Source organism: Erythrobacter sp. HL-111 (assembly GCF_900105095.1).
Taxonomy (GTDB): domain Bacteria; phylum Pseudomonadota; class Alphaproteobacteria; order Sphingomonadales; family Sphingomonadaceae; genus Erythrobacter.
Map to the genome: position 1 here is coordinate 909463 of NZ_LT629743.1, position 18137 is coordinate 927599.

Genomic DNA, 18137 nt, shown 5'->3' on the forward strand with positions numbered 1-18137 from the left:
CAGCGAAACCACCCCTCGGTCCCCTATGCCTGTCCCGGCGCAGGCCGGGATGAAAGGGAGGGGAGGAAAAGGCCTAGCGCGTCGGATAGTTCGGCGCCTCGCGCGTGATGGCGACATCGTGGACGTGGCTTTCCGAAAGGCCGGCATTGGTGATCCGCACGAATTGCGCGCGCTCCTGCAGGTCCGCGATCGTCGCCGAGCCGGTATAGCCCATCGCCGCCTTGATCCCGCCAACGAGCTGGTGGATCACGTCGGCCGCCGGACCCTTGAAGGGAACCTGCCCCTCGATCCCCTCGGGCACGAGCTTCATCGCAGAAACGTCCTGCTGGAAATAGCGGTCCGCGCTGCCGCGCGCCATCGCGCTGACCGAACCCATGCCGCGATAGGCCTTGTAGGAGCGGCCCTGGTACAGGAACACCTCGCCCGGGCTTTCGGTCGTGCCGGCCAGCATAGATCCGATCATCACCGTGCTCGCACCCGCGGCCAGCGCCTTGGCGATGTCGCCGCTGGTGCGAAGGCCGCCATCCGCGATCACCGGCACGCCGGACTTCTTCGCCTCGGCGGCGCTTTCCATCACGGCGGTCAATTGCGGCACGCCGACCCCGGCGACGACGCGGGTGGTGCAGATCGAGCCCGGCCCGATCCCGACCTTGACCGCGTCGGCGCCCGCATCGATCAGCGCCCGGGTCGCTTCGGGCGTGGCGACATTGCCCGCGATCACCTGCACCGCGTTCGAGAGCGCCTTGGCCCGTTCGACCGCGCGCGCGACCTCGCGGTTGTGGCCGTGGGCGGTGTCGATCACGATCACGTCGACTTCGGCCTCGATCAGCGCCTCGGTCCGCGCGAAGCCCGAATCCCCGACCGTGGTGGCGGCCGCGACGCGCAGGCGCCCGGCGGCGTCCTTGGTCGCGTCGGGATAGGTCACGGCCTTCTCGATGTCCTTGACCGTGATGAGGCCGATGCACTTGTAGTCGTCGTCGACCACCAGCAGCTTCTCGATCCGGCGCTGGTGAAGCAGGCGGCGCGCTTCCTCCTGGCTGGTGCCGAGCGCGACGGTGGCGAGATTGTCGGTCGTCATCAGCTCGCGCACCGGCTGGGCCGGGTTCTCGGCAAAGCGCACGTCGCGGTTGGTCAGGATGCCGACCAGCTTGCCGCCCGCATCGGTCACCGGAATGCCGCTGATGCGGTGCTGCTGCATCAGCGCCTGCGCCTCGCCCAGCGCGGCGTCGGGGCCGATCGTGATCGGGTTCACCACCATCCCGCTCTCGAAGCGCTTGACCGCGCGCACCGCCGCGCATTGTTCGTCGATGTCGAGATTGCGGTGCAGCACGCCGATCCCGCCCAGCTGCGCCATGGCGATCGCCATGTCCGCCTCGGTCACCGTGTCCATGGCGCTCGACAGGATCGGGATGTTGAGCGCGATTTCGCGCGTCAGGCGCGTCTTCGTGTCGGCCATGGAGGGCAGCACCTCGCTTTCGGCCGGACGCAGCAGCACGTCGTCGAAGGTAAGGCCGAGCGGGATGTCCATGAGCGTCACTTTCCTGAAGCTGTTGGCCGACGGGTCCTGCCCCGCCGGCCGGGAGAATCGTGACGGCCCATGTAATCGCGCATCGGCGCGAACGCTAGGGCGCTTTGGGTTCCTATCGACGCCTGCCCGCCCATTCGGAGCCATCCGTCCCGACAGGCACATGGGTATCCGCATCGGCGAGGCGGCGCACGAGCTCCTCGTGCAGCAGCAGGTCCTCGATCGCCCCGCCCAGTTCGATCCCCCCCGGCTCGTCCGAGGGGCGATGGTAATCGCTCGAGAGATAGGGGCCGAGCACCTCGCGCGAGGCGAAGGCGCTCGACAGGAGCACCGCGGGCACGCCCTTTTCGAGCAGCGCCCAGCCGTCCTGCCGCCTGAGGAAGCTTTCGGCGAAATCGGGATCGCCCACGGTCCGGCCGCGCTCGGCCAGGAGGTCGAGCACCAGGCGGTCCAGCGGGGTGCGGCCCTGCCCGACGAAGCCGAGCGGCGTCCCCGCGGGTGCGACCGCGACCGTGTCGAAATTGAACGCGGCGACGATGCTCGACAGCGGGATCGGCGGGCTTTCGGCAAAAGCCTTGGCGCCGAGCAGGCCCTGTTCCTCCGCGCTGGTGGCGAGCACGTAGATATCGCGGTCGTGCGGGCCGGAGGCGGCCAGCCGCCGCGCGAGTTCGAGCAGCGAGGCGATGCCGCTCGCGTTGTCGACCGCGCCGTTGCAGAGCGGGTCCGGCCCCTCGCCGCATTCGCCCAGATGATCCCAATGGCCCATCAGCAGCACCGCGCCCGCCTCGGGCCGTGCGCCGGGGAGCAGCCCGATCACGTTGGAACTGGTGAATTCGCGCCGCCGCGAGGTCGCCTCGATCGTCATGCGGGCGGGATGGTGACGGGCGCGAAATCCTCTGCCGCGGCGCTCGCTTCGAGGGCCTGCCACGCCTCATCGCCCAGCACGCGCGCCATCGCGCCCCGCGTGACGAAGGCGGCAAGGCGGACCTGTTCCTCGCTCGCCAGCAGGATGCTCTCGCGCGCGAAGGCCGCGCGGGTCGCGGCGATCGCGGCTTCGTCTTCGACCACGGTGACGATCGCCACCGGGTTCCTGGCGAAGAGCGCCGCGCGCCGCTCGGGGCTTGCGCCCGGTTCTCCCAGCATGACGAGGATCTGCCCGGCGGCGGTTTCGGCCGGGATGCTCTCCCCCTTGCGGCCGACGAAGACCAGCTCGCTCCCGAGATCGGACCCGGCCTGCACCAGCACGCGGCGGCGGGAGGTGAAGGCGACGCCCTCCTCGTCCGGGATGAGGAAGCCGCGGCTGCCGACCTCGAAGGACAGCCCGCTCGCCTGCGGGGTGGTGGCGACGAGCTCGACCGGCGCGCGCCACGCGCTGCCCGGGTCGTTCGTGCCCGAGACCAGCCCCGCCGCCTCGAGCCGTTCGATGATGAAGGCGGTCGTCCGCTCCTCGCCCGGCGTGCCCGGCTTGCGCCCGCCGAATTCGTCGCTCGCGAGGATCGCGATGTCGCGCGCGAGATTGGCGCGGATCTCCGCGATCCCGGGATCGGCCGGCGGCGGCGCGGGCGCAGTGGCGCAGGCCGCGAGCGCGGCGAACCCGAGCAGCGGCGCGGCGAGCCGCAGGAGGCGGCCGGGCAGCCTCACTTCGCCGTCCAGCCCCCGTCCATCGAGAGGTTTGCGCCGGTGATGTTGTCCGCCGCCGCCGAACACAGGAAGACCGCCATCGCGCCGACATCCTCGGGCCGGACGAATTTCCTGGTCGGCTGCCCCGCGAGCAGGACATTGTTGATGACCTCCTCGCGCGTCATCCCGCGCGCCGCCATGGTGTCGGGGATCTGGTTCTCGACCAGCGGGGTCCAGACATAGCCGGGCGAGATGCAGTTCGCGGTGACGCCGTGTTCGGCGAGTTCGAGCGCGATGGTCTTGGTGAAACCGGCGATGCCGTGCTTGGCCGCGACATAGGCGCTCTTGAACGGCGAGGCGGCGAGCGAATGCGCGCTCGCCGTGTTGATGATCCGCCCCCATCCCTTCGCCTTCATGCCGGGCACGGCGAGCCGGGTGGTGTGGAACGCCGCGGTGAGGTTCAAGGCAATGATCGCGTCCCACTTCTCCGGGGGAAATTCCTCGACCGGGGCGACGTGCTGCATCCCGGCATTGTTGACGAGAATGTCGATCCCGCCGATCTCGTCCATCATCGCGGCGATGGCATCCGCCTGCATCAGGTTCGCGCCGTTGAAATCCGCGCCCAGTTCCTCGCACAGCGCGGCGATCTCGTCCTCGTCGCCCAGCCCGTTGAGCACGATCGCCGCCCCTTCCGCCCGGAGCGCGCGCGCGATCGCAAGGCCGATGCCCGAGGTCGAGCCCGTCACCAGCGCGCGCCGCCCCGCCAGCGTGGCCCCGCCAGCCGCAGCAGCAGCCGCATCGCTCTTGTGCATTGCGTCCTTCTCCTGCACTCGCTTCGTCATCGCCTGGGTGCTTTTGCCGTGCGCGCGCCGCCTGTCCAGCGATTTGCGGGATCGGCGCTTTCGGGGAGGGAAGGACGCCATGCGGCTCGACCGCTACGACACGTCGGAGATAAAGGTCCGCTCGAGCGGGGCGGGCCGGGCCCGCAAGGCGGGCGGTCTCGGGATCGTCGGCATCATCGTGGCGCTCGTCGCGGCCTTCGTGCTCGATATCGACCCGCGCCAGGCGATCGGCCTGATGGAAGGCGCGCAGCGGGCGCTCCCGCAGCAGCGCGGCGGCGAAGCAGGCGCGATGAGCGAGGACGAGGTCTGCCGCATGGGCCCCTATGCGCGCGAGGCCTGCGACGCCCTCGCCAGCCTCAACGCGACGTGGGAACCGGTCTTCGCGCGCGCAGGCGCGCGGTTCGAGCAGCCCGTGCTCGACCTCTACCGCGGCGGGCAGGTCACGACCGAGGGCTGCGGCAGCGCTTCCTCGGCGGTGGGGCCGTTCTACTGCCCGGCGGACATGGGGATCTACATCGACACGAGCTTTTACGACCAGCTTGCGACAATGTCGGGCACGGGGGGCGATTTCGCGCGTTTGTATGTGATCGCGCACGAATACGGCCATCATATCCAGAACCTGACCGGGATCGCGGGCGCGGTGCGGCAGGCCAGGGCGCGGGATCCCTCGCGGGCCAACGGCCTGCAGGTCGCGATGGAATTGCAGGCCGATTGCTATGCGGGGGTGTGGGCCGGGCTCAACGCCGCGCGGATCGAGCCGGGCGACATGGAGGAAGGCATGGCCGCGGCAGGCTCGATCGGGGACGACACGCTGATGCGGCGGGCCGGACGGCGGATCGACCCGGAAGATTTCACCCACGGCACCAGCGCCCAGCGCCAGGCGGCGCTGCGGCTGGGAATGGAGACAGGCGACCATGCGGCTTGCGACCGGTTTTTCGAATAGAATCCCCGTCCTCGCGACGGTGGCGGGAGCGCTGGCGGCGGCGCTGGCGGCCATCGTCCCCGCCCCGGCGGGCGCGCAGGTGCTGAAGCCCGAACCGGGTGTCGAGGAAATCGCGCGAACCCCGCTCGACGATCTCAACATCGATCCCGACGACATCCCGTCCGTGCTGGTCGAGGCGGCGGCGGATCCCTATGCCGACGACGCCCTCACCGATTGCAACGCGATCGTGGCCGAGGTCGCGCGGATCGACCGGGTGCTGGGGTCGGACTACGACTATGTCGGACGGCCGGAAGAGGAACTGCAACCGGGCCGGATCGCCAAAGGTCTCGTCGGTGCGCTGATCCCCTTCCGCGGCCTCGTGCGAGAGGTGACGGGTGCGGCCGGGGTGGAGCGCGACCTGCTCTACGCGATCAACGCCGGGATGGTGCGGCGCGGCTTCCTGAAAGGGCTCGGCGAAGGGCGCGGCTGCGAATACCCGGCCTCCCCGCGGGCCATGACCCTGCCCGAGGAACGCGCGGCGGAGGAAATGGCGGACAATCTGGAACCGCCCGGGGACGGCTGAAGGATCAGGGGCGCCGGGGGTGTCGAAGGCCGCTTGCGCCCCGACGAAGCGCGGATATCATCGCCCGGATGATGACGCACCTGCCCCGCCTTCGCCCCGCCCTCGCGGCGCTGCTTGCCGCGATCCTGGCCGCCGTGCCGCTCGCCGCGGAGGAATTCTTCCCGCTCACCAATCCGGCCGACCTCGGCATCGCGGACGGGGAGGAGGTCGGCGAGCTTGTCTTTCGCGGCGCGGTCGAGATCGAACCCGACGAGGCCCGGATCGGCGGCATTTCGGGGCTCGAATGGCACGGGGGCAAGCTCCACGCGGTGAGCGATGACGGGCGCTGGCTGACGATCACGCCCGACGCCATCAATCGCAGCCTCGTCGATGTCGCGGCGATGGAGATCGGCCCGCTGCTCGACGCGGAGGGGGACGAACTCACCGACAAGCGGCGCGCCGATGCCGAGGCGATCGCGCGCCTGCCTTCGGGCGAATGGCTCGTCGGTTTCGAACGCGAGCACCGCGTCTGGCGCTACGACGACTATCGCGCCGCCCCCTCCGCGAGCGAGGACCGCGCCGCCCCGCTCATCGCCGGGGCGAGCGCGAACAGCGGGATCGAAACGCTCGCCGGGTTCGCGGACGGCTTCCTCGCCTGCGGAGAATGGGTGGACGCGGAACGGCCCAATTGCCTGCGGGTGACGGGCGGGAGCGCCAGCGCGTTCCACCTCCCCGCCCCCGAAGGCATCGCCGAAGCGGGCGGAGTGCCCACCGATGCCGCCTGCAGGGCGGACGGCACGTGCTATGTCCTCTTCCGCAGCTATCGCCGGGAGGAAGGCAACCGCGCCGCCATCGTCGAAATCGCCGAGGACACCGCGCCAAGGACCCTCGCGGTCATGCGCCCGCCGATGAAGCTCGACAATTTCGAAGGGCTGGCCCTGCGCGAAGCGGCGGGCCGGACCTATCTCTACCTCGTCAGCGACGACAATTTCCGCAACTGCGCCGATAACGACGCGCCCGGCTGCCAGCGCACCCTGCTGGCGAAGTTCGAGATTCCCTCCGACGAGCCCCCGCCACCGCCTGCCGACGTCGCCCCGCCCGAAAACTACGAAACCACCGCCGTCGTGATCGAGACCGAACTCGGCGACATCACCGTTGCGCTCGAAACCGAGCGCGCGCCGATCACGGCGGCGAATTTCCTGCGCTATGCCGAGGAGGACCGTTTCGACGGCACGGTGTTCTACCGCGCGATGAAGCTCGACCGCGAACCAATGCCCAACGGCCTGATCCAGGGCGGGACGCAGCAGGACCCGCAGCGCGTCCTGCCGGGTATCGAACACGAGCCGACCAGCGAAACCGGCCTGTCCCACACCAATGGCGCGCTGTCGATGGCGATGGGCGTGCCGGGGACGGCGAACGGCGATTTCTCGATCATGCTGCAGGACCAGACCGGGCTCGACGCGCGGCCCGACAGCGACAATCCGACATGGCGCAATGGCTATGCCGTGTTCGGATACGTCACCGATGGCATGGACGTGGTCGCCGCGATCCATGCCCGCCCCGGCGATCCCGACAGGGGCGAAGGGGTGATGAAGGGCCAGATGCTGGCCGAGCCGGTGCGGATCATCGACGTGCGGCGGGTGGAGGAGGAATAGGCGCGCCGCTTGTCGGTGTTACCAGGTTCTGGTAATCTTCCTTGCATGGGCAAGAATACCTCGATCGTCCTGAGCGATCACTTCCTCGATTACATTGGTCGAAAGGTCGAATCCGGCGAATTCAACTCGACCAGCGAGGTCGTGCGCGAGGCCTTGCGGCTTCACGAGGAACGCTCGAAATTCAAGGACAGGCTGCTCGAAGCGATCGACAAGGGATTGGCCAGCCCGGTCGACGAGACTTTCGATATTGATCGCTGGTTCGACGACGAATTCGGCCCGGCGTGATCGCCATCATATTCCGTCGCGCGGCGTCGGCAGACCTGCGCCAAATTGCCGCCGAGACGCGTCGCGCGTGGGGCGAGGATCAGGCCAAACGATACGTTGGCAGATTACGGGATCAGATCAAGGAGTTGCGCGAGTTTCCGCTGCGCTATCCCGAATTCGGACCCCGCCCCGGCCTGAGGCGCATGAACAGCGGGCGGAATGCGGTATTCTATGTGGTCCAGGAAGATCGGGTCGAGATCATCCGCGTGGTCCGCGTGGCGAGCGATCTCGAGCGATGGGCATGACCGAGGCTCGCACTCACCAACCGGGTTCGATCCGGTTCTTCATCTGCTCGCATTGACAGAAACAAGTCCACTTACCGTACATCAATACACCCGCGCCTTGGGCTCGATATAGGTCGCGTCCTCGGTCAGCGTGTATTCGTGGACCGGGCGGTAATCGATGCGGATGTTCGAGCCGCGCCCGCCCCAGCCGTCGAACCAGGCGATGGTGTGCTTCATCCATTCCTTGTCGTTGCGTTCCGGATAGTCCTCGTGCGCGTGGGCGCCGCGGCTTTCCTTGCGGTTGGCGGCGGACGCCATGGTCACGTTCGCCTGCGCCATGAGGTTGTCGAGTTCGAGCGTCTCGATCAGGTCCGAGTTCCAGATCAGCGACTTGTCGGAGACATGGATGTCCTCCATCCGCTTGTTCTGTTCGGCGAGCTTCTTGACGCCTTCGTCCATCAGCTTCTGGTCGCGGAACACGGCGGCGTGCTGCTGCATCGCCTTCTGCATGTCGGCGCGGATCGCGGCGGTGGGCGATCCGCCTTCGGCATAGCGGAAGTGGTCGAGCCGGGTCAGCGCGAAATCGGCGCTGTCGCCCGGCAGTTCGGGCTGGCTCGCGCCGGCTTTCAGGTTTTCCCTGAGATGGATGCCCGTGGCGCGGCCGAACACGACGAGGTCGATCAGCGAATTCGAACCGAGGCGGTTGGCCCCGTGGACCGAAACGCAGGCTGCCTCGCCCACGGCATAGAGGCCGGGCACGACATGGTCCGGGTTCCCGTCCGGGCCGAGGGTGACGACCTGGCCATGATAGTTACACGGGATGCCGCCCATGTTGTAATGCACGGTTGGCGTGACGGGCAGCGGTTCGCGGGTCAGGTCGACGCCGGCGAAGATCTTGCCGCTTTCGGTGATGCCCGGCAGGCGTTCGGCCAGCACCTTGGGATCGATGTGGTCGAGGTGGAGGTAGATGTGATCGCCCTCCGGCCCGACGCCGCGGCCCTCGCGCATTTCCAGCGCCATCGAACGCGACACGACGTCGCGGCTGGCGAGGTCCTTCGCGCTGGGCGCGTAACGCTCCATGAAGCGTTCGCCCTCGGAATTGGTGAGATAGCCGCCCTCGCCGCGCGCGCCTTCGGTGATGAGCACGCCCGCGCCGTAGATGCCGGTCGGGTGGAACTGCACGAATTCCATGTCCTGCAGCGGGAGGCCCGCGCGCAGAACCATGCCGCCGCCGTCGCCGGTGCAGGTGTGCGCGCTGGTCGCGGTGAAGTAGCACCGGCCATAGCCGCCGGTCGCCAGCACCACGCTCTGCGCGCGGAAACGGTGGATCGTCCCGTCATCGAGGCACATCGCCATGACGCCGATGCAGGCCTTTTCCCCGTCGCGTTCGGACATGATGAGGTCGAGCGCGAAATATTCGATGAAGAAGTCGGCGTCGTATTTCAGGCTCTGCTGGTAGAGCGCGTGGAGCATCGCGTGCCCCGTGCGGTCGGCAGCGGCGCAGGTGCGCTGCACCGGCGGGCCTTCGCCCATGTTCTGCATGTGCCCGCCGAAGGGCCGCTGGTAGATCGTCCCGTCCTCGTTGCGGCTGAAGGGCACGCCCGCGTGTTCGAGTTCATAGACCGCCTGCGGGGCTTCGCGCGCGAGGTATTCGATCGCGTCCTGGTCGCCCAACCAGTCCGACCCCTTGACCGTGTCGTACATGTGCCAGGTCCAGTGGTCGGGCGTGTTGTTGCCAAGGCTCGCCGCGATCCCGCCCTGCGCGGCGACGGTGTGCGAACGGGTCGGGAAGACCTTGGAGATGTTCGCGGTCCGCAGGCCCGCTTCGGCGGCGCCCATCGTCGCGCGCAGGCCGCTGCCGCCCGCGCCCACGACGACGACGTCATAGGTGTGGTCGATGATCTTGTAGGACCCCTTGAGCGAGGGTCCGGCGTCATTGGCGGGTGCGCTTGCCATCAAGCTTGTGCTCCGAATGCGAGGGTTGCGACGCTGAAGATCGCGTAGGCCGCGCCGGCGATCGCCGCGAGATTGACCGCCGTGATCAGCGCGAACTTGGTCCCGGCGTCGACCATGTAATCCTCGATCACGACCTGCAGGCCGAGCCGGGCGTGCCAGAACAGGCTCACCGCGAGCAGCGCCATGGGCACCGCGGCGACCGGCTGCGAGAGCCAGCCCGAAACGCTCGCATGGGAGAAGTCGGGCAGCATCAGGAAGCTGACGAGGAGGAAGGTCATCACGACGAGGTTGCCGATCGCCGTGGTCCGTTGCAGCAGCCAGTGATGCGCGCCGTCATGGCTCGAGCCGAGACCGCGCACGCGGCCGATGGAAGTGCCGTTGCCCATTGTCAGATCCCCTTGGCGAGCAGCAGGTAGGACCACAGCGCCAGCGTCAGCATGATCGCGATGACCGGAGAGGCGATCGACCAGAACCGGTTGACGTCGAGATCGTAGCCCGCGCCGATGTCGAGCACGAAGTGCCTGAGCCCGCTCATCATGTGGGTGAAGAACGCCCAGGAAAGCCCGAACAGCACGATGTAGCCCGGCACGCTGCCCATCACGGCGAGAAAGGTCGCGTAGGCGTCCGGCCCGCTCGCCAGCGCGGCGAGCCACCACACGAGCAACGGCAGCCCGACCAGCGCCATGCCGTCGCCGGTCGCGCGGTGCAGGATCGAGACCAGCATGTGCGGACCCCAGCGCCAGACCTGGAGATGCGGCGACAGCGGCCGCGCGCTGTGGTGGTCTCTTTGACTCATGATCGTCCCGTGATTGTTTGGTATCCCGCTTCCCACTTAGCGATGCTGCGCCCAGTGGCAAGCGGCGAGCGCTCGACAGGGGTTGCAAATTTCGGGATAGGGGATTGCATGAGTGTCATTCTTGTTACGGGGTCGAGCCGGGGAATCGGTGCCGCGACCCGCGAGGCCCTCGCCGTCCGCGGCGTGACCGTGATCGGCCATTCGACGCGCGGCGCAGAGGGCGAGATCGCCGCCGATTTCAGCGATCCCGCCGCCCCGCAGATGCTGTGGGAAGCCGCGCTCGAGGCGGGCGGCGGACGGATCGACGCACTGGTCAACAATGCCGGCCTGTTCGAAGCCTCGCGGCTCGAACGCTCCGACATCGAATGGCTCGACGCGTGGGAGGACACGCTCAGGATCAACCTCACCGCCGCGGCCCAGCTGTCCCGCCTCGCGGTGCTGCACTGGCTCGCCGGCGAGGCGGACGGGGACGGCGTGCGCGGGCGGCTGGTCCATGTCGCGAGCCGCGCGGCCTATCGCGGCGATTCCCCCGCGCACTGGCACTATGCCGCGGCCAAGGGCGGGATGATCGCCATGCACAAGACCATCGCGCGCGCCTATGCGGGCATGGGGGTCCTCAGCTTCGCGATCACGCCGGGCTTCACCGACACCAGCATGGCGGGCGACTATCTCGCCAGCCGCGGCGGGCCGGGCCTGCTCGCCGACATCCCGCTGGGCCGCGTCGCAGAGCCGGAGGAGATCGCGGGCATCGCCGCCTTCTGCGCGCTCGACGCCCCGCCCAGCATGACCGGCGCGGTGATCGACGCCAACGGAGCAAGCTTTGTCCGTTGAGAGCGACGGCACGCGCGAAGCGGGCGCGACCTGGAAGCTCACCGCCCATGCCGGAAAGCGCGCGGTGCAGCAGGCGCTGCTCGCCCAGGACGAGATCGACGAGTGGGATCCCGAACTCGTCATCGCGGGCCGCGAACTCGCCGAGGACCGCCCCGAGGACTGGGTGCTCGAGGCGTGGTATCCGCGCGAGCCGGGGCCGCAACAGGAGGCCGCGCTCGCCGGGCTGTTTGCAGGCCCCGCGCCCGAAATCGCCATCGAGCGCCTGCCTGACGAGGACTGGCTGACGCTCAGCCAGCAGAACGTCCGGCCGATCCGCGCCGGGCGCTTCCACGTCCACACGCCGGAATTTCCCGCCGATCCGGGGGCGATCGACTTCACGATCCCGGCGAGCCAGGCCTTCGGCACGGGCCAGCATCGCACGACCGCGGGCTGTCTTGAAATGCTGGGCGAAATGAAGGCGCGCGGGCTGCTTGCGCGGCGCATCGCCGACGTCGGGACGGGCACCGGCCTCCTCGGCTTCGCGGCGCTGCGGCTGTGGCCGCGCGCCCATGTCGTCGCGAGCGACGTGGACGAGGTCTGCGCCGACGTGGTCGCGGAGAACGCCGCGCTGAATGGCATCGCGCTCGGCCCGCGTCCCGGCGAGATGGCCTTCGTCGTCGCCGAGGGGATGGACCACGACCTGCTGCGGGTCAGCGCGCCCTACAATCTCGTCATCGCCAATATCCTCGCCGGCCCGCTGATCGCGCTCGCCCCCGATTTCGCGCGCCACACGACCCCGGGCGGGAGCGTGCTGCTCGCCGGGTTGCTGGCGGGCGAGCAGGAGGCCGCGGTGCGCCGCGCCTATCGCCGGGCGGGCTTCCACCTCGGCGCGAGGGCGCAGCGCGGCGACTGGGCGATCCTCTGGCTGCGAAAGCGCCGTGGCCGCTAGGGGCGGCGCCTCGCCGCTTCGCCGCTGGCTGCTGCGGGCGGCGCTCGCGCTCGTCGCCCTGCCCGTGCTCTACGCCGCGGCCGCGTGGATCGGCTCGTCGATCCCGCGCAACGGCGATTGGGAGCAACCGGATACCGGGGTCACGATCATGGTCGCCGACAACGGGGTCCACACCGAGATCGTCATGCCGATCCGCGCCGAAGGGCACGACTGGCGCGCGCATTTCCAGCCGGGGGACATCGCCGCCGCGGCGCGGCGCTACACCCATGTCGCGGTGAGCTGGGGCGAGCGCAACTTCTTCCTCGAAACGCCGACCTGGGCCGATCTCGAACTCGACAACGCGCTGGGCGCGCTGGCCGGGGGCGAGGCGCTGCTGCATGTCGCATGGTATGTCCGCCCCGCCCCGTCGGAGGATTTCCGCGAGCTGCGCGTCTCGGCGCAGCAATACCGCGCGCTGGCCGGGGCGATCGCCGCCGATCTGACCTCCGACCCGCAGGTTTTCCCGGGCTACGAACGCCACGATGTCTTCTATTCCGCGCGCGGGCTCTACCATCTGGGCTACACCTGCAACCAGTGGACCAGCGACCGGCTCGCCGGGGCGGGGATCGAAACCGGCTGGTGGACGCCTTTCGCGGGCGGCGTGATGAAATGGGTGCCTGGCGAAAGGCGGCGCATCCGCTAGAGCGCCGACCGCAGCCGCTCCAGCCACAGCCGCTCGGCGCGCGGCGGACCCAGCGCCAGCGCGGCATCGAGCGCGGCGAGGCCGGCCGCTGCCCCCTCGACCTGCGCCAGCGTCAGCGCACGGCCCAGCGCCTCGGGCTCGTCGGGCAGGAGTTCGGCGACCAGCAGCGCCAGCCGCTCGACCTCCGTGGCGAGATCCTCGCCAAGCGCCGCCGACAGCTCGCCGCCCGCATCGGCATAGGCGGCGGTGAAGGCCAGTTCGAGCGCCAGCAGCACCGCGCCCAGCCGCTCGGGCCAGCGGGCGCGCGGGGGCAGATCGAAGGCGATCCCCGCCTCGCGCACCTTGGCCTTGGCGCGGGTGATCCGCAGGAACATGGTCTGTTCGCCGACCACGAAAAGCTGCGCGATGCGGCGCACCGGCAAGCCGCAGATCACCTTCAGGGCCAGCGCCGCGCGCACCTCTGCCGCCAGCGCGGGGTGGCAGCAGATGAACAGCAGTCGCAGCCGTTCATCGGGGATCGGTTCGGGAAGCGTCAGGATCCCGGCCATGCCGGAAATCTCCGCCAGCGCGTCCGCCTTCCGCGCCTCGGAGCGGGCCTTGCGCAGGCCATCGAGCGCGCGGCGCCGCGCGGCCACGAACAGCCACGCGGCCACGTCGCGCGGCGGCTCGGCGAGCGCGAGAGCCGACGCGGCAGCTTCGGCAAAGGCGTCCTCCGCCGCATCGAGATCGCGCAGGGCAGCGGCCAGCGCGGCCACCACCCGGGGCCGCGCCGCCATGATCGCAGGCGCAAGGTCGCCCCTCACCCCTCGGCCCTCACCCTTCCATCGGCCAGACCGGCCGCACCTCGATCCCGCCCCGGGGCACCGGGATGCGCCGCGCCCATTCGAGCGCCTCGTCGAGGCCGGGGACGTCGATGATGTGGAAGCCGCCGAGTTCCTCGTGGGTCTCGGCGAAGGGGCCGTCATGCAGGCTGACAGCGCCCCGATCGAAGCGCAGCGTGGTCGCGGTGGCGGCGGGTTTCAGCCGCTCGCCCGAGAACGGCACCCCGGCCGCGACCAGATCCTCGGCCAGCTTCATGTGGGCCGCCAGGGTCGCCTCCAGCAGCGCCGCGCCCTCGGAGCCGGCATAGGCGCTTTCATCCTCGTTGACCATCAGCATGAATTGCATCGCACATCTCCGTCATCGGCCCGGCCGCAACGGCGAGGCTCCGTCACGACGACGCGCCTGCCAAGCCGAATTCGACAACGGCGCGAAAATTTCTCCGCCGGAACCGCGCCCGCGCCCGCTCGCTTGAAGGACAAAGGTCGAACACAAGGAACGATAGGGAGACATTCGCATGACCCGCACCCTTTTCATCACCGGAGCTTCCTCCGGCATCGGCGCGGCCACGGCCCGCGCGGCCGCTCGGGCGGGCTGGAACGTCGCCCTGGTCGCCCGCTCGAAGGACAAGCTTGAAGCACTGGCGCAGGAAATCGGCGACAAGGCGCTCGCCCTCCCCTGCGACGCGACCGATCGCGCTGCGGTCAAGGACGCGCTGGACGGGGCGGCGGACCATTTCGGCGGGCTCGACGCCGTCTTCGCCAATGCCGGGACCGGGGTGAAATCGCCGGGCGTCGAACACGGCGACCCGGACGAATGGCACCGCATGATCCACGTCAACATCCTCGCCGTGCTCTACGCCGCGCACGAGGGGATCCCGCATCTCAGGAAGACGAAGGGCCATTTCCTCGTCACCGGTTCCAAGGCGGGGCGCGACACCATGAAGGGCTCGGTCTATTCGGCGACCAAGTGGTTCGTCCACGGCTTCGGCGAGAACCTTGCCGAGGAGATGCGCGAATGGGGCGGATGCTGCACGGTGATCGCGCCGGGCATGGTCAACACCGACTTCTTCGACGACGACATGCCGACCAAGATCCAGCCCGAGGACGTCGCAAGCGCGGTGGTCTATGCGCTCGAGCAGCCCCGGACCGCAGCGGTGCGCGAGATCTACATCATGCCGAACGACTAGGCCGCTGCAAGCGTTCGTTCGAGCAGGTCGAGCGCGTTTCGGGTAAAGGCTGTCATGTTGGCGGTCCGGTCGCCGCTGCCGGTTTCCAGCACCGCGCAGACCTCGCCCGCCGGCCCGGCGAGCGCCGCAACGCTCCGCCCCGCAGGAGCACCCGTGGGATGGCTCGAGCCACCGACAGAGCCGCTTTCGGCAAGGCCCCATTCGGCCCCGAAATTGTCCCTGATCGCCCGCGCCTGCAGCGCGGCATAATCCTCGCTCGCCCCGCGCATCCCCTTGTAGGCATCGCGCGGGAGCGCGAAAAGCACGTCACGCGCCCGCAAGGAATAGACCACCCCGCCGCCGAGGAAGAAATCGAGCGCGCCCGGCACGGTGAGCAGGCTCGCGGCGATCAGGCCGCCCGTGGCCCCGTCCGCGACCGCGACCTTCTCGCCCCGCGCGCGCAGGGCCGCGGCGATGCGGCAGGCCTGCGGGTGAAGCTCGCGCAGGAGGTCCATCAGGCCCCCGCCTTCGCGACGATTTCGGCCCAGCCCGCCTCGTCCACCACCTCGATGCCGAGCTCCTCGGCCTTCTTGAGCTTCGATCCTGCCCCCGGCCCCGCCACCAGCAGGTCGGTCCTGGCGCTCACGGACCCCGCCGCCTTCGCGCCCAATCGTTCGGCCTGCGCCTTGGCCTCGTCGCGGCTCATCGTTTCCAGCTTGCCGGTGAAGACCACGGTCTTGCCCGCCACGGGCGAATCGAGCACCTCGACCTCGTAGCGCGGCGGGTTCACGAGGCTGAGGATGTCCTCCCACACCGCGACATTGTGCGGTTCGTGGAAGAAATCGCCCAGCGCCTCGACCACGCTCGGCCCGATCCCGTCGATCGCGGTGAGTTCGCCCGCAGCCTCCTCGTCCCCCGCCCGCGCGCGCTGCGCCAGGTCGCGGATGACGGGAAGCTCGTGGAAATTCCGCATCAGGTCGCGCGCGGTGACCTCGCCGACATGGCGGATGCCGAGCCCGAACAGCAGCCGCGCGGCATCGGGCTCGCGGCGGTTCTCGATCGCGGCAAGCAGGTTGTCCACCGACTTGTCCTGCCACCCGTCGAGCGCGAGGATATCGGCCCGCCGCTCCTTCAGGCGGAAGATATCGGCCGGGCTTTCGAGCCAGCCGCGCGCGAAGAAATCGGCGATGGTCTTGGACCCGAAACCATCTATGTCGAGCGCCTTGCGCGAAACGAAATGCTCCAGCCGCTGGGTGCGCTGGGCCGGGCAGATGAGGCCGCCGGTGCAGCGGACGTCGACCTCGCCTTCCTCCGCCACCGCCTCGCTGCCGCAGCGCGGGCAATGGTCGGGGAAGACGAACGGCTCGCGGCTCTCCTCGCGCGTCAGGTTCTCGACCACCTGCGGGATGACGTCGCCCGCGCGCTGGATCACCACCCGGTCGCCCGGGCGCACGCCGAGCCGGGCGATCTCGTCGCGGTTGTGGAGCGTCACGTTGGTCACCGTCACCCCGCCGACCAGCACCGGCGCCAGCCTGCCCACGGGGGTGAGCTTGCCGGTGCGTCCGACCTGGATGTCGATGCTCTCCAGCACGGTCTCGGCCCGCTCGGCCGGGAACTTGTGCGCCAATGCCCAGCGCGGCGCCCTGGCGACGAAGCCGAGCCGCTGCTGATAGTCCAGCCGGTCGATCTTGTAGACGACGCCGTCGATTTCATGGGGCAGGCCCGCCCGCGCGGCGGCGATGCGGTCATATTGTTCGAGCAGGTCCGCGACGCTTTCCACCCGGGTGAAGAGCGGCGAGACCGGGAAACCCCACCGGCGCAGGGTTTCCATCACCTCGGCCTGCGTCCTGCCCGGCACGGCGGAGGCCGCGCCCCAGCCATGCGCCCAGAACCGCAAGGGGCGCCTCGCGGTGACGTTCGCATCCTTCTGCCGCAACGAACCGGCGGCGGCGTTGCGCGGATTGGCGAACTGGCGGACCTTGGCGGGGTCGAATTCCTCGCCCTTCGCCTCGGCGGCCGCGCGCGCTTCCTCCATCAGCCGGGCGTTCAATTCGGCAAACGCGGCGCGCTCCATGTAGACCTCGCCGCGCACCTCGAAGACCGCGGGGACGCTCTCCTCCCTGGGGGGAGGGGCCGAGGGTGACGTTGCCGCGCCCGCATCCGACGCCGAACACCCATCCCCAACCCCTTCCCTCGAGGGAAGGGGCTCTATGGTCCCGGGAATATCCTCGATGAACTGCACGTTCGCCGTCACGTCCTCGCCCACCTGCCCGTCCCCGCGCGTCGCGGCGCGCACCAGCACGCCGTCCTCGTAGCGCAGGCTGCACGACAGCCCGTCGATCTTGTCCTCGGCGGTGAAGGCGAGCGGCTCGTCCCCGGACAGCGCCAGATAGCGCCGCACCCGCGCGGCCCATTCCTCGACCTCTTCCGCTGAAAAGGCGTTGTCGAGGCTCATCATGCGAACCTCGTGGGTGACCTTGGAGAGCGGCGAGGCGGCGACCGCGTGACCGACCTTGCGCGAAGGCGAATCCTCGCGGATCAGGTGCGGAAAGGCCGCCTCCAGCTCCGCATTGCGCCGCACCAGCGCGTCGTATTCGGGATCGGAAATCTCCGGCGAATCCTCGGCGTGGTAGAGCCGGTCGTGCTTCGCGATGGCCCTGGCGAGCCGCATGAGTTCGTTGGCGGCTTCGGCTTCGGTGAGGTGGGCGATGTCGCTCATGAAGTCCCACCACCCCCAACCCCCTCCTCCGGGGAGGAGGGGGCTCCGGCGTTCCTCCCCCTCCTTCCCATCCCGGCCTTCGCCGGGACAGGCATGGGGGTCGGGGGGTGGTTCCTTTCCCTTGCGACATCAAGAATGCGGAGCAGCACGCCTGCAAGGTTGTTCATCACATCCTCATTGGTGAATCGCAGCACGACGATCCCGGTCCGGTCATGCAAGACCTCGTCGCGGGCGAGGTCGCGCGCGCGATCATGCGTCTCGCCATCGACCTCGATCGCGATGCCGGTCCTTGGACACCAGAAATCGACGATCCGCCCACCGATCGCCTGCTGGCGCCGGAACTTGAAGCCCTCCAGCTGCTTGCCCTTGAGCGCGTGCCACAGGCGCTTTTCGGGTTCGGTCGGATTGTTCCGCATCGCTCGTGCGCGCTGGCGGAGAGGGTCGCCTGCGGCCCCACCACCCCCAACCCCCTCCTCCAAGGAGGAGGGGGCTTCCTTTCCCCCCCTCCTTCCCATCCCGGCCTTCGCCGGGACAGGCATCCGGGTCGGGGGGCGGTTCCTTTCC

The 18137-nt window shown here is 69.4% G+C and carries 21 protein-coding genes; 9 read left to right on the forward strand and 12 right to left on the reverse strand.

The features are described 5' to 3' along the window. Window positions 1-73 precede the first annotated feature (73 nt). The 4 genes from guaB to BLU08_RS04320 form a co-directional block, all read right to left on the reverse strand. The gene (gene guaB, locus BLU08_RS04305) at window positions 74-1528 is read right to left on the reverse strand and encodes an IMP dehydrogenase (RefSeq protein ID WP_090195749.1); all 1455 of its coding nucleotides are present in this window, start codon (window positions 1526-1528) and stop codon (window positions 74-76) included. A 112-nt stretch (window positions 1529-1640) separates the two neighbouring features. Beyond that, the gene (locus BLU08_RS04310; RefSeq protein ID WP_090195753.1) at window positions 1641-2390 is read right to left on the reverse strand and encodes a M20/M25/M40 family metallo-hydrolase; all 750 of its coding nucleotides are present in this window, start codon (window positions 2388-2390) and stop codon (window positions 1641-1643) included. Next, on the reverse strand, window positions 2387-3166 hold the full coding sequence (locus BLU08_RS04315; protein WP_090195754.1) for a hypothetical protein: 780 nt from the start codon (window positions 3164-3166) through the stop codon (window positions 2387-2389). The genes BLU08_RS04310 and BLU08_RS04315 overlap by 4 nt, the downstream gene beginning before the upstream one ends. Continuing rightward, complete coding sequence (locus BLU08_RS04320) at window positions 3163-3957, reverse strand: 3-hydroxybutyrate dehydrogenase (RefSeq protein WP_090195756.1); 795 nt, start codon at window positions 3955-3957, stop codon at window positions 3163-3165. The genes BLU08_RS04315 and BLU08_RS04320 overlap by 4 nt, the downstream gene beginning before the upstream one ends. Before the next feature lie 109 nt (window positions 3958-4066). On the opposite strand from BLU08_RS04320, the gene BLU08_RS04325 reads away from it, so the two are divergent. From BLU08_RS04325 to BLU08_RS04345, 5 genes are all read left to right on the forward strand, one after another. After that, complete coding sequence (locus BLU08_RS04325; RefSeq protein WP_090195758.1) at window positions 4067-4930, forward strand: neutral zinc metallopeptidase; 864 nt, start codon at window positions 4067-4069, stop codon at window positions 4928-4930. After that, the gene (locus tag BLU08_RS04330; protein WP_197676891.1) at window positions 4902-5492 is read left to right on the forward strand and encodes a hypothetical protein; all 591 of its coding nucleotides are present in this window, start codon (window positions 4902-4904) and stop codon (window positions 5490-5492) included. The genes BLU08_RS04325 and BLU08_RS04330 overlap by 29 nt, the downstream gene beginning before the upstream one ends. Before the next feature lie 71 nt (window positions 5493-5563). Continuing rightward, window positions 5564-7126, forward strand: coding sequence for an esterase-like activity of phytase family protein (locus BLU08_RS15460; RefSeq protein WP_233996085.1), 1563 nt, complete (start codon window positions 5564-5566; stop codon window positions 7124-7126). Between the two features lie 45 nt (window positions 7127-7171). Then, window positions 7172-7411: a type II toxin-antitoxin system ParD family antitoxin gene (locus BLU08_RS04340; RefSeq protein WP_090195765.1), complete on the forward strand. Its 240-nt coding sequence runs from the start codon at window positions 7172-7174 to the stop codon at window positions 7409-7411. Next, window positions 7408-7695 carry a type II toxin-antitoxin system RelE/ParE family toxin gene (locus tag BLU08_RS04345; RefSeq protein ID WP_157674443.1) on the forward strand — a complete coding sequence of 96 codons (288 nt, stop codon included), beginning with the start codon at window positions 7408-7410 and terminating at the stop codon, window positions 7693-7695. The genes BLU08_RS04340 and BLU08_RS04345 overlap by 4 nt, the downstream gene beginning before the upstream one ends. 81 nt (window positions 7696-7776) lie before the next feature. On the opposite strand, the gene sdhA is transcribed toward BLU08_RS04345, so the two are convergent. Genes sdhA through sdhC form a run of 3 tightly spaced genes read right to left on the reverse strand, consistent with a single transcriptional unit; the run spans window position 7777 to window position 10426 of the window. Beyond that, complete coding sequence (sdhA, locus tag BLU08_RS04350; protein ID WP_090195771.1) at window positions 7777-9630, reverse strand: succinate dehydrogenase flavoprotein subunit; 1854 nt, start codon at window positions 9628-9630, stop codon at window positions 7777-7779. Then, on the reverse strand, window positions 9630-10016 hold the full coding sequence (sdhD, locus tag BLU08_RS04355) for a succinate dehydrogenase, hydrophobic membrane anchor protein (protein WP_090195774.1): 387 nt from the start codon (window positions 10014-10016) through the stop codon (window positions 9630-9632). Before sdhD ends, sdhA begins: the two co-directional genes overlap by 1 nt. A gap of 2 nt (window positions 10017-10018) precedes the next feature. Continuing rightward, the gene (sdhC, locus tag BLU08_RS04360; RefSeq protein WP_090195776.1) at window positions 10019-10426 is read right to left on the reverse strand and encodes a succinate dehydrogenase, cytochrome b556 subunit; all 408 of its coding nucleotides are present in this window, start codon (window positions 10424-10426) and stop codon (window positions 10019-10021) included. Window positions 10427-10534: 108 nt separating this feature from the next. Here sdhC and BLU08_RS04365 point away from each other — a divergent pair, with 108 nt between their 5' ends. Genes BLU08_RS04365 through BLU08_RS04375 form a run of 3 tightly spaced genes read left to right on the forward strand, consistent with a single transcriptional unit; the run spans window position 10535 to window position 12867 of the window. Further along, window positions 10535-11257, forward strand: coding sequence for an SDR family NAD(P)-dependent oxidoreductase (locus BLU08_RS04365; RefSeq protein WP_090195779.1), 723 nt, complete (start codon window positions 10535-10537; stop codon window positions 11255-11257). After that, on the forward strand, window positions 11247-12185 hold the full coding sequence (locus BLU08_RS04370; protein WP_090195783.1) for a 50S ribosomal protein L11 methyltransferase: 939 nt from the start codon (window positions 11247-11249) through the stop codon (window positions 12183-12185). Before BLU08_RS04365 ends, BLU08_RS04370 begins: the two co-directional genes overlap by 11 nt. Further along, a complete protein-coding gene (locus BLU08_RS04375; RefSeq protein WP_233996086.1) occupies window positions 12175-12867 on the forward strand; it encodes a DUF2459 domain-containing protein in 693 nt (230 codons plus the stop codon). The genes BLU08_RS04370 and BLU08_RS04375 overlap by 11 nt, the downstream gene beginning before the upstream one ends. Here the strand turns inward: BLU08_RS04375 and BLU08_RS04380 are convergent. Further along, window positions 12864-13643, reverse strand: coding sequence for a sigma factor-like helix-turn-helix DNA-binding protein (locus BLU08_RS04380; RefSeq protein WP_157674444.1), 780 nt, complete (start codon window positions 13641-13643; stop codon window positions 12864-12866). The genes BLU08_RS04375 and BLU08_RS04380 overlap by 4 nt on opposite strands. Window positions 13644-13680: 37 nt before the next feature. After that, window positions 13681-14034 (reverse strand): YciI family protein, encoded by a 354-nt coding sequence (locus tag BLU08_RS04385; RefSeq protein WP_090195786.1) that lies wholly within the window; start codon window positions 14032-14034, stop codon window positions 13681-13683. A 169-nt stretch (window positions 14035-14203) separates the two neighbouring features. On the opposite strand from BLU08_RS04385, the gene BLU08_RS04390 reads away from it, so the two are divergent. Further along, on the forward strand, window positions 14204-14875 hold the full coding sequence (locus BLU08_RS04390) for an SDR family oxidoreductase (protein WP_090195789.1): 672 nt from the start codon (window positions 14204-14206) through the stop codon (window positions 14873-14875). On the opposite strand, the gene BLU08_RS04395 is transcribed toward BLU08_RS04390, so the two are convergent. The 3 genes from BLU08_RS04395 to BLU08_RS04405 are packed head-to-tail and all read right to left on the reverse strand — an operon-like array spanning window position 14872 to window position 18112. Continuing rightward, window positions 14872-15369, reverse strand: coding sequence for a CinA family protein (locus tag BLU08_RS04395; RefSeq protein WP_090195794.1), 498 nt, complete (start codon window positions 15367-15369; stop codon window positions 14872-14874). The two genes, BLU08_RS04390 and BLU08_RS04395, sit on opposite strands and share 4 nt — an antisense overlap. After that, on the reverse strand, window positions 15369-17573 hold the full coding sequence (gene ligA / locus BLU08_RS04400) for an NAD-dependent DNA ligase LigA (protein ID WP_090195799.1): 2205 nt from the start codon (window positions 17571-17573) through the stop codon (window positions 15369-15371). The genes BLU08_RS04395 and ligA overlap by 1 nt, the downstream gene beginning before the upstream one ends. Beyond that, entirely contained in the window at window positions 17570-18112 is a 543-nt protein-coding gene (locus tag BLU08_RS04405) for a DUF559 domain-containing protein (protein ID WP_090195801.1), read from the reverse strand. Before BLU08_RS04405 ends, ligA begins: the two co-directional genes overlap by 4 nt. Window positions 18113-18137: the final 25 nt, after the last annotated feature.